Raw genomic sequence first — 14905 nt, 5'->3', positions numbered from 1 at the left:
CTTTTTGTTTTTTGGGGAGTGGCTGAGATTGTTCGGTATATTTAGGATTAATGATGAACCGAAATGTTTGGCATGTTGATGATGGGATAAGCAATAAATTAAAGCTTTTTATTTAGATTTTTGAGGTTAACGCCATTTTTCTTCATTTCAGCATTCTTTTCATCAATTTTACTATTGCGAAAATCATTAAGCGCGCGTTTATATGCACGATCGATAGCATTATTAAGAATGCCTCCGCCGCAAGGAAAGGGGATCCACGAAAATATCCATAGCAATACTAATTTGATGAACAGAACGGTTTTTATCCATCGCTTAGTCATCATTCTTCCTTCTTCCTTGTCTTGTATGCTTACTATTATGAATGAGTTGACGGGGTAAACATGCAAAAATTTAGTGTATAGCTAACTGATTTATTAACTAAGAATTAGATATTTAATCTCAAATTTTTATTTATTTCATCGGCTAATTCAGCAGGAACATCCCACTCTTTGGCAAGTTTTTTCCATTTGGAAACTACATCTAGAGTTTCATCGATAATATTGTCGATTTTCTGTTTGCTAAATGCAGGGCTGAGCTTGATTAAAGAATAAAAATCCTCACGGGTAAAATCATCTCTTTTTCCATTTAAGCTCATCCAATGACTGTTTACCCATTTACTACCGGGTTTATAACTATAAGCTAGATCGTAAGCGGGAGCTAAAATCCATTTATTATCTTTCAGCATAAATGCAAAATTTTTGGAATGATCATCATGATTGCGAGCGATAATGTTAAAAGCCATTCGTTTTAATAGCTGAAATGCATCATCTGCGGGTAAACGTAAGTCACGGGCGATACCAAATAGTTCAGCGTAGGAAAATGAACCAGGGTTTTTATAATCCACATGCGCTAAACCATTTAAGGTCTGTACGTGAACTTTTTGGTTACCGATACGATCAAAACGCTGAGTGATGAAATGCCGTCTAGCACCTTCATCTAATAAGTGGCATGGCATCATATCGACTCCGCACTGTGTCGCCATCAAGTGATAGACATACTCCATGGCACCATAACCGAGTGGATCTCCAAACGTTTCTTGGTTTGTATTGTGCTCGCTTACACCATCAAATTTCATTAAATAGTGAGTGAAACTATCTGGTATATTGGATTGACCAGAGCGAACTTGGGTAAAATCATGATTAAAGGCGAGAACAGCTTTAGGTCTTGCTCCACCAGCACTCATTCCTACAGATAGTAACTCCATCATTGAAGCCGAATCATCTTGATGGTTGCGACTTAATTCCACATTAAAGTTGCTACGCAAATCGAGAACTTCCTGTGCAATAGCAACAAGAGACTCAATTTGAATGTCGGTTTTTGTATTGTTGTTATGAAGTTTGGTTGCAGGGATGTATTCCAATGCCCCCATTCCTCGTTTGCCAGTGTATTGCAGGCGCTGTAAAGGCGTAATGCTGTCAATTGATTTACCTTGGCTTGCGACCCAAGCATTCATGACAGCATTACCAAAATCATCAGGTAAAGAATCGGCAATTAGTCCAGGTAACCCTTTAAATGTTTGATAGTTGAGTTGTGGAAAACGATAAATATGTTTTGATAGTGGCATTTTTAACGGAGACAGCTGTATACCTTTTTTAATAAACTTCGTGGAATACTCAAAGGCGCCAAGACCTGTAGAGTAGTCAAAACTTAATGCCCCAATGCTTTCACTTTTGTAACATACATCGATAACTTCCATTACCATTCTAATTCTTCCTCTTTAGTATCAGTATGGTCAGCACGTTGGCCAGATGCACGTTGCCGCTTTTTACCTTGTAATTTCATCAGTTGAATAGGGGATATTGGTTGCGGAGGTAAAAATAGGTCTAATTGCTCAGTTAGGTTTAGCGCCATCATAATGGCAATAAACATTTCTAGCTGAGTATGACCTTTTTCAGCGGCCATGATCGTTTTGCGTGAAACACCCACAAATTGGGCCAACTCTGTTTGGGTTAAATTTTGATTAAGTCTTGCTTGTTTTAGCCGTTCGCCGATTTGCTCTGCATAGGCCAATGGTGATTTTTTTCTATTCATAGAGTCCTCTAATATGGACTTAATATGCAAAAATGCATAATAATGTACCAAATATAGGACTTTATATTCTAATAGTCAAATCACCATGAATTAAGTCCAAAATTAAGGACGTTATAATGATTTATCACACTTAAAGTCCATAATATTGGACTTTAAGTGTGATAAATTTTCTTCCTCGGAACAATAGCCCCTAACGAATAGCATAGACCCGTTAGCCCTGCGAGGCTCAATGGCAAAATCATAACGCTATCATTCTTGAGTGGGTTATCTAGGTTAAACATAATCACGATTAAGAATAAATTACTCGCGAAGGTGGCGGCGGTGTAGATAATTGCCACCTTTTGAGGTAAACGAATTAACGAAAAATCCTCGGCAAACTTATCAAAATGCTCCCAAATAAGGTGAATCACTAAATAACCAAGAATAAGCGTAAAGTAAAATATACTGAGTGCTTGTGTGGTTTGTGGGTGAAAAAACTCAATCATATTTTATCGAGATATAGATAAAAATAAGGCTGAGGATAGCCGATAGAATATAGATATTGGTGGTCGTTAAAATCAATGATGGAACGATAAGTGATATCGCACCATTGAGTGCTAACGCTGAGCCAACGCCTCCCGTAAGAGGATTCATTATCTTTTGAATTATCCAATTCATAGTTTCCCTTATTTATTAGTTAAAATAACGTGCGTTAAAAACGAGATAACGGAACAGCCAACAAAGCTGATGATTAAAACACAAGCACATAAACACAAACGCACCCAGAATAATATTATCCAAAAAGAAAAACATACCTCGAACAAGGTAATTTAAAGCAGAAAAAGTGATTATGAGAGCAGCCTCGTAAAAAACATTATTAGGACAGTTTAGAAGTACTTGTATTCCGGTAAGTCATCCTTCAGGAAAAGATGGGTAGTACAGGGGTTGCTATAAATTCACTAAAAATGATTTTTTATTCAAACTCTGGCAATTATTGCTTGTTCAATTAATTCAGATTGTTATTATCAATAGCCTATATACATACAAGGTATATGTTCACTCCCCGTAATCATAATAATAAAGGTGAGGGGAAACTCACTGATCCATGGCTAAGGATAACAACGTGGCATTTCGTCTGAAATATCTTGCTCTTCTTCCTCTGCTGGTGGCGACTGCATGTCAGCAACCTGCGAAAACTAACATCATAGAAACCCAATCTGCACAAACTCAATCAGCACAAATTCAACCTGTGCTTGTTAACAATGCGTGGATAGAAATTTCTCACAGTGCGTTGGATTATAACATCAAGAAAGTGCAAGCATTATTGGGTGATAAAGCGGGCATGTGCGCTGTTTTAAAAGGGGATGCATATGGGCATGACCTGACGTTAGTCACCCCAGTAATGATTGAAAATAATGTCCAGTGTATAGGGCTCACCAGTAATACAGAATTGAAGCAAGTTCGTGATTTAGGTTTTAAAGGTCGTTTAATGCGTGTGCGTAACGCCACGGAAAAAGAGATGGCTCAAGCAACTGAATTCAATGTAGAAGAGTTGATTGGTAACTTGGAGATGGCGCAGCGCTTAAATGCTGTAGCGGCGAAGCAGGGCAAAGTTATTCCGATTCATCTTGCATTGAACTCGGCGGGAATGTCACGAAATGGCTTGGAAGTCAGTAACGCGGAAGGATTACAGCAAGCTAAGTTGATCTCGCAGCTACCTAATTTAAAAATCGTCGGGATTATGTCTCATTATCCTGAAGAAGATGAGGCGCAAATCCGAAAAGATTTGGCCAAATTTAAAAAAGAGTCTCAACAAGTTCTGAATGTGACAGGATTAAAACGTGAAGATGTTACTCTGCACGTTGCGAATACTTATGCAACATTAACAGTGCCAGAATCATGGTTGGATATGGTGCGTGTTGGTGGTATTTTTTATGGTGATACGGTTGCCACTAAAGATTACAAGCGCGTGATGACGTTTAAATCGAATATTGCGGCGGTCAATCATTACCCGAAAGGGAACACTGTCGGTTATGACAGAACGTATACGTTGAAGCGTGATTCTGTATTAGCCAACATCCCTGTCGGTTATGCGGATGGCTACCGCCGTGTATTCAGTAATGCAGGGCATGTTTTAATTAATGGGCAGCGCGCCCCCGTTCTTGGGAAAACATCCATGAACACAGTGATGGTCGATGTCACGGATATTAAAAATGTACAGCCAGGGGATGAGGTCGTTTTCTTTGGTAAGCAAGGGAAAGGGGAAATAACCGCTGAAGAAGTTGAAGATATTAGCGGTGCGCTGTTTACTGAAATGTCCATATTATGGGGCGCAACCAATAAACGTATTTTAGTGAACTAAACCATATCATTTTAATAGAAGCCCGCTTTAAATGAAGCGGGTTTTTTTATTGGTGTAATGGGGGTCAGATAAACTGCAATCTACAATAGAGATCCGATAAGTGCGGTTTAACAGAATTGTTATCGAATCCTTGATGGCGATATGTTAGCTTGGGATAACCTTTTCAATCTGAATAATGTCAGAAGGCAAATAGAAGAATTAGAAGGATATTTTATGTATCAAGTTGATTTACATGCGCACACCATCGCCAGCACCCATGCATTTAGTACTGTTAATGAATACTTTGCGGAAGCTGCCGCTCGAGGAATGAAACTATTTGCCATTACCGATCATGGCCCTGAAATGCAAGATGCGCCACATGAATGGCATTTTGGCAATATGCCGATATTGCCGCGCATTGTTAATGGCGTTGGCTTGTTATATGGAATCGAAGCAAACATTAAGAATAAGCAGGGTGAGACAGACTGCAATGAAAAAATTGCTCGTCATCTAGATATTATTTTAGCGGGTTTCCATGAGCCTGTTTTAGAACCACAGAGTTTAGAAGACAATACGGAAGCGATGATCGCCACTATTCGTAGCGGAAAGGTGCAAATTATTACTCATCCCGGCAACCCTAAATATCCCATTGATATAAAAGCCGTTGCCCAAGCAGCTAAAGAGTGCAACGTAGCACTAGAGATGAATAACTCCTCTTTCTTGCATTCTAGAGCGGGTAGTAAGAAGAACTGCATAGAAATAGCGAAAGCGGTGAAAGAAGCAGGTGGTTGGGTTGCGTTAGGCTCAGATTCACATCATGTCAGTTATTTAGGGCGTTTTGATGAAGTGGTTGAGATGTTGAAATCCATTGATTTTCCAGAGTCCCGAATTTTGAATACCACACCACGCCGTGTTTTAGATTTTTTAGAGGCTCATGGACGTAAACCGATTCCTGAGTTTGCTCATTTTTAATTTTCAAATCGAATATCGTAACGTCAAAAGCCATTCAAATTTGAATGGCTTTTTTACTTGAAGTAAGCAGAAAAATTTCTCTTTAGATAAAAATAAAAGTTAGTGCATCTTAAAAAAAAGAAACTTTATTAAATTGGCAAGATAAAAAGTGAATTTTTAAAAGAAAAATGAAGAAAAAATAGATATCAAATAAATTGGAATGAAGATGATCTTTAAAATCAAAAAATTAACATCAAAGTTATTTTTAATTTATCTAATTGATATTTATAAACAAATTAATTTTACGGTAAGTCAAAAAAAGATTAAAAGTTAACCTTTTAAAGTAAATGGAATATCAACAAAATTAAAATAATTCTTCATTAAAATAACCTATAAAAAATTTAAGAATCTTTAATATTCTCCTATTGCGAAATGATCTGCAGATATGATTTATTAGTGTGGCAAGAACATCCTTGCTTAATAAATTAATCTTAAGGTACTTAGTATGAAAAAGTTATTAGCAATCGCAACTGTATTGTCATTAGCTGTTTCTGGTGCTGCATTAGGGAAGCTGCGATTAAGTGGTCCGCAGCTCCCGATATGACGCCCCAAACCGTCCTTTATCGACGTCCTGTGGCTCAATTTTCCAATTTTCAGCCCAAAATCGTCTCTTCGTGGCTGATTTTGGCCCTGTTTCAGGCCAATTTCCTCATTTCAGGTAGATCTCGCCTGTGCCCGTATCAATTGGTCAACTCGAACCAGGTTCGCCAGGGTGAATAACATCGCCAGTTGACTGTCATTTTTAGCCAGCCCCTTGTACCTGGCTTTGACGAAACCAAACTGACATTTTACTATCCGAAATGGATGCTCAACCTTCGCTCGGATACTCGCTTTCAGGTATTCGTAACGGATGGCCAGCTTGTTCTTGCGCGGGTGTTGCTTCAATGCATTCACTTTGCCGGGACGCTTGGCGATAAGCCAGTCTGCGCTGACATCGCTGAGCTCATCGCGCTTTTCGGCCCCCTGATAACCAGCATCGGCTGAGATAAACTCTTCATCGCCATGCAGTAACTTGCCAACCTGATTGAGGTCGTGCTCGTTAGCCGCCGTGGTCACCAGACTGTGGGTCAGGCCACTTTTGGCGTCCACGCCAATGTGCGCTTTCATGCCGAAGTACCACTGGTTACCTTTCTTGGTCTGGTGCATGTCTTCATCACGGCTGTTGTGTTTGTTTTTGGTAGAGCTGGGGGCTTGAATGATGGTGGCATCCACCAAGGTGCCCTGGGTCATTAGAACGCCACACTCTGCTAGCCAGTGATTAACGGTACTGAAGATTTTGCGGGCCAGTTCATGCTGCTCCAGCAAATGCCGGAAATTCATGATGGTAGTGCGGTCTGGAATGGCTTTATCCAGTGACAGGCGAGCAAATTGGCGCATGGAGGCGATTTCATAGAGGGCATCTTCCATGGCCTCATCGCTCAGGTTGTACCATTGCTGCATGCAGTGAATACGCAGCATGGTTTCCAGCGGATAGGGCCTGCGACCATTACCGGCCTTGGGATACACAGGCTCGATAACGCCAAGTAATTTGTCCCAGGGAAGCAAGTCATCCATTCTGCCAAGGAAAACTTCTTTGCGGGTCTGGCGGCGTTTACTGGAAAACTCACTATCGGCAAAAGTCAGTTGCTGGCTCATCCGGTTACTCATTCTGGGTTCAGGTTACAATACGATGATCTCACATCTCGGACTTATTCGCACCTTCCTTAGCAAATACAACAACTAAAACTGAGCCAGTAGCGCCAATTGCTGCAGCTCATCACTCAGCGAAAGCTCATCACGCAAAAGTGAAAACTGAGAAAAAAGTGAGTGCAACTAAAGATAAAAGTGCCGAAAAAGCCATTTAAATTTTTAGCTACACCAAAATATAAGTTTTATATCAATGACTCGTTAGTTTGAATTTAAATAAGGCGTTCAAAATGAAAAAATTATTAGCAATCGCGACTGTTCTATCATTAGCTGTTTCTGGTGCTGCATTAGCAAATACCACTGCGAAAACTGAACATGTAAACCATGGTGTGAAAACGCACGAAGTTGCCAAAGCAGAGCATGGTAAAAAAGAAGTTAAAAAGAGTGAAGTGAAACAGTCAGGTGAAGTCAAAGCACCTGAAGCGGCTAAAGCAGGTAAATAAGTTCGCTATACTCCTCTAGATTACGTCACGGTGCCATGGGGTATAATTCCATGGCGCTGCTTGACAGCTTATATGGTATACTGCGCATTATTTTTAAATCAGTGTAACCATATGAATTATCAATGCCCCCTGTGTTTTAAACCCCTCAATTTAATTAACAGTAGCTATCGTTGTGACGCAAACCACCAGTTTGATTGCGCCAAAGAGGGTTATGTTAATTTACTGCCAGTACAACACAAGCGCTCTAAAGATCCGGGTGATAGCCTAGAAATGATGACGTCCCGTCGTCAGTTTTTAGATGCAGGGCATTATCAGCCAATGCGTGATAAGGTTGCTGAAAAACTCGCTCAATACCTGCCTGAAAACAGCGAAAATATACTCGATATCGGATGTGGAGAAGGGTATTACACTGACCATTTTGCTCAGTCATTAGAGGCTGCATCTAAATCTGTTAGTGTATATGGATTGGATGTGTCGAAAGTGGCGATCCGTTTTGCTGCTAAGCGCTATAAATCCGTCAATTTCTGTGTTGCTTCAAGCCATCGTTTACCATTTGCGGATTCGAATTTGAGTGGAATTATTCGTATTTATGCCCCCTGTAAAGCGCAAGAATTAAGCCAAGTATTAACACCTGCGGGGATTTTAATTACAGTAACGCCGGCAGCAGAACATCTGCAAGAATTAAAAGCTCTGATTTATGATGAAGTAAAATTACACCCTGCAAAAGACGAAGATCTTCCTGACTTTAAGTTGATTGACGAAACTCGCTTAAATTATGCGATGGATCTAGAAGGGGAAGAGGCATTTGCTTTGTTAGAAATGACACCGTTTGCATGGCGTGCTTCTGAAGAGGTGAAACAGCAATTAAAGCAGGCTGAAGTGAAGAGTTATACCGCTGATTTTCTGATCCGTGTTTATCAATATCAAGTCTAAAATCCGTATCAAATCTCAAACAGTTCCCCCCGAATGGTTCAGGGGGAACGGAAAGATTATGGCGCGTACATAAATAATTCGAGATGCTCAAAGAGGATATTAAATCCAATCGCAATAAGCACCAGCCCGCCTAAAATCTCTGCTTTTTTTCCTAATAATGGGCCTACGTAACGGCCAATCATCATGCCAATTGTCGCCATTATCATTGTGGTTAAGCCAATAGTCATGGCCGTATGGACGATATCCACTTGTAGGAAAGCCAGACCTAAACCAATTGCCATAGCGTCAAGGCTGGTGGCAATGGCAGATAACACTAAATTTCCTGCACTGTGACTTGATGGTTTAGCGCAACAATCTTCATCTTTGGTTGTCAGACTTTGCCAGATCATACGACCACCAAGAATGAACAGTAGGGCAAACGCAATCCAGTGATCCCAACGGATAACATACTGGCTGGCTAAAATACCAATACCCCAGCCAATGATCGGCGTGATAGCTTCGATAAAACCAAAGATAAAACCAGTGCGGAGAATTTCACGAAAACGGGGTTTATGGAGCACTGCACCTTTACAAATAGCGACAGCGAAAGCATCCATAGAGAGTGCGAGGGCGAGGATGAGAGTTGCGTAAAAGCTCATAACAATAATCTCGGTTGGGTGTTTCCATATACACATAAATTACCCCCAACCAAAAGGCGTATTTATGTGTCTATGGTCTTGCCAACCAATAAATGGCATCCGCACCACGTTTAAAAACAAACGAGTATGTTGACACGGATTTTCTGGAAAGAATACATTCCAGAACAGGCTACTCCCCAATGACGTGGGACGAAAGATAACATAGATTTTAATAAAGGCAAAATATTAATTATTAATAAATATATCATTTTAAATGAGAATAATTTTCATTTTCGATATTAACAAAGTTAAGGTTAATTAAACATTTAATTAACCTTAATATTTATACCAATATATAAAGTAGTTATTTATGATTAATGAAGAAATCATAAATCTTTTGTAAATCATCAAGATGGTTAACTTGAACATGGATTTTCTTTTGCTCTAATCCAATCATTAAAATACCATCTTCAGATAAATTCATTGTCTTAATTCGCTCATATAAAATAAAAGTATTGGCGAAATAAAAACCGGTTTGTTTAAAAAATACTTTTGGCCGACGAATGAAAGCTAAATAAATAGCCATAAAAATAGTAATCATTAATAAATAAGTGGTTAATAAATTACCATGTCGAACAATATTTGTATAAATGACAATACAAGAGAGCACAATAAAAATGATGGCATCAACTCGATGTTTACGTTTTAAGTTAACTTTTAGTAGAGTTTTGCCTTTCAGAATTCCTTGAATAAATTCATCATAGATTGCGTATACAAGCATGATCAAAATGATAATGGCTAAAACGGCATCATTTAAGGTCATTTGAGTACCCATGACTAAGTGGACGAGCTACCAAGCTTAAAAGTAAAAAAGGGAGGCTGCAACCTCCCTTTTTTGATATTTAACAGGAATTATGGCGCTAAGAAATTCAACCAAGCACCCAGAATACCTAAACCGAAGAAGCCGATAATGATCCATAAAGCGTTCACTTTACGGCGTAACAGCCACATACAGGCGAAGGTCAGTAACAGTGGAACCAAGCCCGGCATTAATTGGTCGAGGATCATCTGAACAGTAGTGATATCTTCAACGCCAGTTGTTTGGTTTTTGATCCGCGAAACTTCGAGTGGAATGTTGACGTGAGTCCATTTATTAACTAACGCCCCCATTACAAACAGACCTAGAATTGAAGCCCCCTCGGTCAGTTTTTGCAGGAATCCACCGCCCATATCTTGAACGATATCAATCCCTTTCTTGTAGCCATAAGCCACGCCGTAATAGCGAGTTAACAGACGTACAAGGTTAAACAGAACGAAGAAGAGTACAGGGCCTAACAAGCTACCTGTCATCGCGATACCTGCACCCAGTGCAGCAAAGACTGGACGCACGGTTCCCCAGAAAATTGGGTCACCCACACCGGCTAATGGTCCCATCAGACCGACTTTGATACCGTTGATTGCACCGTCGTCGATGTCCGCGCCATTAGCACGTTCTTCTTCCATCGCCATCGTTACACCCAAAATAGGCGCTGCAACGTAAGGGTGGGTATTGAAGAACTCTAAGTGACGTTTAATCGCTTGTTTACGGTCATCATTGTTTTCAGGGTATAAGCGACGGATCACGGGAACCATTGAGAAACAGAAACCCAGAGCCTGCATACGTTCGAAGTTCCAAGAACCTTGGAATAAGTTAGAACGCAAGAAAACCCCACGAATATCGCTTTTTGTCAGCCGTTTTTCAGTAGATTGAGTTTGTTCAACCATTTTCACGTTCCTTCTAGTCTAATTCGTTATCAAGATTGTTGTTACTGTTTGATTGGCTGACAACAACTTGGGATTTGTTGTATTTCGGGCTCAGTTGGATGTACAGAATTGCCATCACAACACCAATCACACCAAGTGCAACAAGGTTGAAGTTAGTAAAGGCCGCAGTTACGAAGCCTAAATAGAAGAACGGCATCAGGTAGCCAGCGCGCATCATGTTGATAACCATCGCATAACCGACCACAACAATCATACCACCTGCAATGTTCAGACCATTGGTAACGACTTCAGGGATAGAGTTCAGTAAGTGCTGGACTTCTGAAGTTCCCACTGAAATTGCGACGATCAGCGCAGGGATTGCGATACGCATTGCCTGCAGTAATAACGCAGAAATGTGGATGATGCTCAGGGAGGTTAAATTGCCGGAGACCGCAGCACGGTCAGCAGCGTGTTGGAATGCAACGGTGATAGTACGAACGATAATGGTCAGTACTTGTCCGGCTGCTGCCAGTGGGATAGCCAGCGCGATACCCGCACCAATGCTTTGACCACCTGCAATAACCAGAATGGTTGAAATGATGGAGGCTAATGCAGCATCGGGTGCAACGGCCGCACCGATGTTCATCCAACCTAACGCGATCATTTCCAGCGTACCACCAATAATAATACCGGTTTTCATATCACCCAGAACAATACCAATAAGCGTACAGGCAATGAGAGGGCGGTGGAACTGGAATTCATCGAGGATCGATCCCATACCGGCGATACAAGCCACAACGAAGACCATTACTATTTGAACAACGGTAAGTTCCATTGTTTAATCTCCTGTAACCAACAAGTTTCTAAGTCTGTTTTTGAGTAACGGTTCAATAAGAACGAATTTATAAAACATTATTTTTTGAGTTTATTAATTAAATCCATCATGTGGACTTTACTGTCTGAAGCGACTTTACGAACTTCTAACTCAATATTTTTGTCATTCAGATAATTGAATGCATCGATATCTTTTTGATTAATTGATACGGCATTGGTGACCATGGTTTTACCTTCGGTATAGGCCATTCCACCAATATTGACCGAGTCAATCTCAACGCCTTGCTCAACAATGCGCTGCACATCGGTTGGATTAGTGAATAACAGCATTACGCGCTCGCCGGAATATTTTGGGTTGTTGTAAACACGGACACATTTGTCTACATCAACAACGTGGGCGGTAACACCAGGAGGAGCAACTTGTTTCAGTAAGGTAGAACGAACGGTGTCTTTAGACACTTCATCACTGACAACGATAATACGTTTCACACGCATTTCTTTTGTCCAGCGAGTCGCCACCTGACCATGGATCAATCGGTCATCAACACGCGCCAAAGCAATAATCATGTGTTCGCCCGGACCTGCAATAACAGGTTGAGGAGCAGGTGCACTGACTGCTGCGGGCGCAGGAGTTTCTGCAACAACTTCTTTAAACTTGAATGGACGGATGCCAACGCGACCGGTTTCGAGTGCGACGGTGATCAGCTCATCCATGGATGGGTTGTCATCGCGGCACATAAAGGTCTCGACGAGCATTGGGACATTTACGCCTGTAATGATTTCGTAATTGTCATGCCCATTGGCAATGCGTGTAGCTGCATTAAATGGACTACCTCCCCATGTATCAACAAGAAATAGCACACCCGCTGAGGTATCAAGCGAAGTCAGCTTTTGTGTGTATTTTTCAAATAGGGTGTCAGCATTTTCCCCAGGGACAAAGTCAATAAACGAGACGTTTTCTTGCTCGCCTATTAACATCTCGGTGGTTCGGAGTAGCTGTTCGGCAGCAACTCCGTGGGTACCAATCATAATAGCTATACTCACTATTTTTCCCTCTTAACAGATAAATCGAAACATCATCGACGATAGAATAGAAGTTAGAAACTGGACTCCTTCTCTATGTGTTTCCCCTGCACCTTAAATAGTAGCTGAATAAATTCAAACTAAGTGGCTAGCTAATAATTAGTTAAGTGCAATTATTAGCTGAATGGTCAGCCTGATCATATCACTAGGATTAATCCAAAAAACTTGTTTCGCGTCAGAAAAATAAAAACAGATCCAAATATTACTGATAAATAAACCTATAACTCCAAATATATGAAATTATGCGAAATATATTTATTATAAATAAATAATTAACAGAATAATATTCTGTTATCGGTAACAAAAAATGGGTTTATTTAATAAGAAATTCGTCAAGAAGAGCAAAAAGTGAGCAAAAACAGGTGTGAGCAATAGAATTTAAAGGAATAACAGGATCAAAATAGTGATTCAAAAAATAGAAAGTAGGGTGAGAGAATTGAAGAAATAAAACGATCATAGACGATAAAAATCGAAAGCTGAAACGAGAAAAGCAAAAGGAGGAGGGGTGTTATTTTGATGAACGTATTGGAGTTCAATCGACTTAATTAAAAAAATTAAATAAGCGTAGAAAGAGTGAGGATAAAATTCCCTCTTCATCACTTAAATGGGTAATGAAGAGGGAGGCTTAATATTACGGATTAATCACACTGGACTTTGATAGCTAATCCACCACGAGATGTTTCGCGGTATTTAGCATTCATGTCTTTACCCGTTTCGTACATGGTTTCGATAACCTTATCGAGAGACACGCGAGGCTCGCTGGTTCTACGTAAAGCCATGCGTGCGGCATTGATAGCTTTAACAGAGGCGATTGCGTTACGCTCAATACAAGGTACTTGAACTTGTCCAGCAACAGGGTCGCAGGTTAGACCTAAGTTGTGCTCCATGCCAATTTCAGCAGCAATGCAGACTTGCTCTGGGCTTGCGCCAAATAATTCTGCTAAACCTGCCGCCGCCATTGAGCAGGCAACGCCGACTTCGCCTTGGCAACCCACTTCTGCTCCGGAGATAGACGCATTCATTTTGTATAGAATGCCTACGGCTCCAGATGCTAAGAAATAGCGCAAGTAAAGTTCTGGCGTGACGGGTTCAACGCAATGGTTGTAGTACGCTAAAACAGCTGGAACGATACCACAAGCACCGTTAGTTGGTGCAGTAACAACACGACCACCCGCTGCGTTTTCTTCGTTAACAGCCAATGCATACATGTTGATTAAATCAACCACGTTCATCGGGTCATTAGACAGTTTACTCGCAGAGGTCACTAAGCGATTCAGTGCTGGTGCTCGACGAGGAACACGCAATGGACCTGGAAGGACACCTTCAGTGTTAAGACCGCGTTCAATACAGGCTTGCATGGTTTTCCATACATCCGCAAAGTAAGCGTCAATTTCTTCACGAGGGTGCAAATCCAGCTCGTTCTTCATCATCAGGCTAGAAATCGATAAGCCAGATTCTTTACATTTTAAGAGTAACTCACTCGCGGAGTTAAATGGATAAGAAACAGGTTTGCTGTCTGAAGAGGTTTGGCCAAAATGTTCTTCATCGACAATGAAACCACCGCCGATGGAATAATAAGTTTTAGTGTAAATTTCCTTGTCGCCAGCGAAGGCGTGGATAGTCATCCCGTTTTCATGTAACGGTAAGTTATCTTGACGGAAATTCATGCCACCATCACGAGGGAAATCAACAGTATGAGTGCCATTGGCTAATAGCAGCTTTTCTGTCTCCTCCACATTCTTGATAAAGGATGGGATTGATTCAATGTCAACGGTAGCAGGGAGGTTGCCTGCTAAACCCATAATAATGGCGATATCGGTATGGTGACCTTTACCTGTTAGGGATAAAGAGCCATAAACGTCTACTGCGACACGGGTGACGGATGGCAATAATTGCTTATTGACCAAATCATCGACAAATTCTTTCCCAGCTTTCATCGGACCGACGGTATGAGAGCTTGAAGGGCCAATGCCCACTTTAAACATGTCGAAAACGCTTATCACGCAGGACTCCTTAAACAAAAGATGAAGATATAGTGATTTATTTTAAAGGGCGCTACTTTACTGTTATTTCGTAGTGTTAACCAGTAAGTTTAAAGTATTTTTTGAAATAAGGTAGTTACATAAGGTGGATTGGTTATAAATAGCACTAATTGTATTTTGGAG

Annotated in this window: 15 protein-coding genes and 1 riboswitch; of the genes, 4 read left to right on the top strand and 11 right to left on the bottom strand. The window is 40.7% G+C overall.

Annotation, left to right across the window (positions count from 1 at the left end; translation table 11 throughout):
• Positions 1-98 precede the first annotated feature (98 nt).
• The 4 genes from H0913_RS10570 to H0913_RS10555 form a co-directional block, all read right to left on the bottom strand.
• Positions 99-323, bottom strand: a complete 225-nt coding sequence (locus H0913_RS10570; RefSeq protein ID WP_154638401.1) for a hypothetical protein — start codon at positions 321-323, stop codon at positions 99-101.
• 101 nt (positions 324-424) lie between these two features.
• Positions 425-1741: a type II toxin-antitoxin system HipA family toxin gene (locus tag H0913_RS10565; RefSeq protein WP_181477221.1), complete on the bottom strand. Its 1317-nt coding sequence runs from the start codon at positions 1739-1741 to the stop codon at positions 425-427.
• Positions 1735-2070: a helix-turn-helix transcriptional regulator gene (locus tag H0913_RS10560; RefSeq protein ID WP_154603668.1), complete on the bottom strand. Its 336-nt coding sequence runs from the start codon at positions 2068-2070 to the stop codon at positions 1735-1737. Before H0913_RS10560 ends, H0913_RS10565 begins: the two co-directional genes overlap by 7 nt.
• A gap of 152 nt (positions 2071-2222) precedes the next feature.
• Entirely contained in the window at positions 2223-2555 is a 333-nt protein-coding gene (locus tag H0913_RS10555; RefSeq protein WP_154638403.1) for a hypothetical protein, read from the bottom strand.
• 617 nt (positions 2556-3172) lie between these two features.
• Here H0913_RS10555 and alr point away from each other — a divergent pair.
• Positions 3173-4411: an alanine racemase gene (gene alr / locus H0913_RS10550; protein WP_181478748.1), complete on the top strand. Its 1239-nt coding sequence runs from the start codon at positions 3173-3175 to the stop codon at positions 4409-4411.
• Between the two features lie 213 nt (positions 4412-4624).
• Positions 4625-5362 carry a phosphatase gene (locus tag H0913_RS10545; RefSeq protein WP_154638512.1) on the top strand — a complete coding sequence of 246 codons (738 nt, stop codon included), beginning with the start codon at positions 4625-4627 and terminating at the stop codon, positions 5360-5362.
• A 693-nt stretch (positions 5363-6055) separates the two neighbouring features.
• Here H0913_RS10545 and H0913_RS10540 read toward each other — a convergent pair.
• The gene (locus H0913_RS10540) at positions 6056-7036 is read right to left on the bottom strand and encodes an IS5-like element ISEc68 family transposase (RefSeq protein ID WP_000082736.1); all 981 of its coding nucleotides are present in this window, start codon (positions 7034-7036) and stop codon (positions 6056-6058) included.
• A gap of 281 nt (positions 7037-7317) precedes the next feature.
• Here H0913_RS10540 and H0913_RS10535 point away from each other — a divergent pair, with 281 nt between their 5' ends.
• Together H0913_RS10535 and rlmA are read left to right on the top strand one after the other, a co-directional pair.
• The gene (locus H0913_RS10535; RefSeq protein ID WP_154599210.1) at positions 7318-7530 is read left to right on the top strand and encodes an acid-shock protein; all 213 of its coding nucleotides are present in this window, start codon (positions 7318-7320) and stop codon (positions 7528-7530) included.
• A gap of 111 nt (positions 7531-7641) precedes the next feature.
• Positions 7642-8463 carry a 23S rRNA (guanine(745)-N(1))-methyltransferase gene (gene rlmA / locus H0913_RS10530; RefSeq protein WP_181477220.1) on the top strand — a complete coding sequence of 274 codons (822 nt, stop codon included), beginning with the start codon at positions 7642-7644 and terminating at the stop codon, positions 8461-8463.
• 56 nt (positions 8464-8519) lie between these two features.
• On the opposite strand, the gene mntP is transcribed toward rlmA, so the two are convergent.
• The 6 genes from mntP to H0913_RS10500 form a co-directional block, all read right to left on the bottom strand.
• Complete coding sequence (gene mntP / locus H0913_RS10525) at positions 8520-9101, bottom strand: manganese efflux pump MntP (RefSeq protein WP_154638513.1); 582 nt, start codon at positions 9099-9101, stop codon at positions 8520-8522.
• Between the two features lie 84 nt (positions 9102-9185).
• Positions 9186-9291: riboswitch (yybP-ykoY riboswitch) on the bottom strand.
• 153 nt (positions 9292-9444) lie between these two features.
• Positions 9445-9903 (bottom strand): DUF986 family protein, encoded by a 459-nt coding sequence (locus H0913_RS10520; RefSeq protein WP_154603673.1) that lies wholly within the window; start codon positions 9901-9903, stop codon positions 9445-9447.
• Positions 9904-9992: 89 nt separating this feature from the next.
• Positions 9993-10844 (bottom strand): PTS mannose transporter subunit IID, encoded by an 852-nt coding sequence (locus tag H0913_RS10515; protein WP_036953376.1) that lies wholly within the window; start codon positions 10842-10844, stop codon positions 9993-9995.
• 13 nt (positions 10845-10857) lie between these two features.
• Positions 10858-11658 carry a PTS mannose/fructose/sorbose transporter subunit IIC gene (locus H0913_RS10510; protein WP_154603674.1) on the bottom strand — a complete coding sequence of 267 codons (801 nt, stop codon included), beginning with the start codon at positions 11656-11658 and terminating at the stop codon, positions 10858-10860.
• A gap of 77 nt (positions 11659-11735) precedes the next feature.
• Complete coding sequence (gene manX / locus H0913_RS10505; protein ID WP_220127906.1) at positions 11736-12701, bottom strand: PTS mannose transporter subunit IIAB; 966 nt, start codon at positions 12699-12701, stop codon at positions 11736-11738.
• A gap of 677 nt (positions 12702-13378) precedes the next feature.
• On the bottom strand, positions 13379-14743 hold the full coding sequence (locus H0913_RS10500; RefSeq protein ID WP_181477219.1) for an L-serine ammonia-lyase: 1365 nt from the start codon (positions 14741-14743) through the stop codon (positions 13379-13381).
• Between the last annotated feature and the right edge of the window lie 162 nt (positions 14744-14905).

It is taken from the genome of Providencia rettgeri, assembly GCF_013702265.1.
GTDB lineage: Bacteria > Pseudomonadota > Gammaproteobacteria > Enterobacterales > Enterobacteriaceae > Providencia > Providencia zhijiangensis.
The sequence above is the reverse complement of the archived record's forward strand: the minus strand, read 5'-3'. Positions and strand labels throughout refer to the sequence as shown.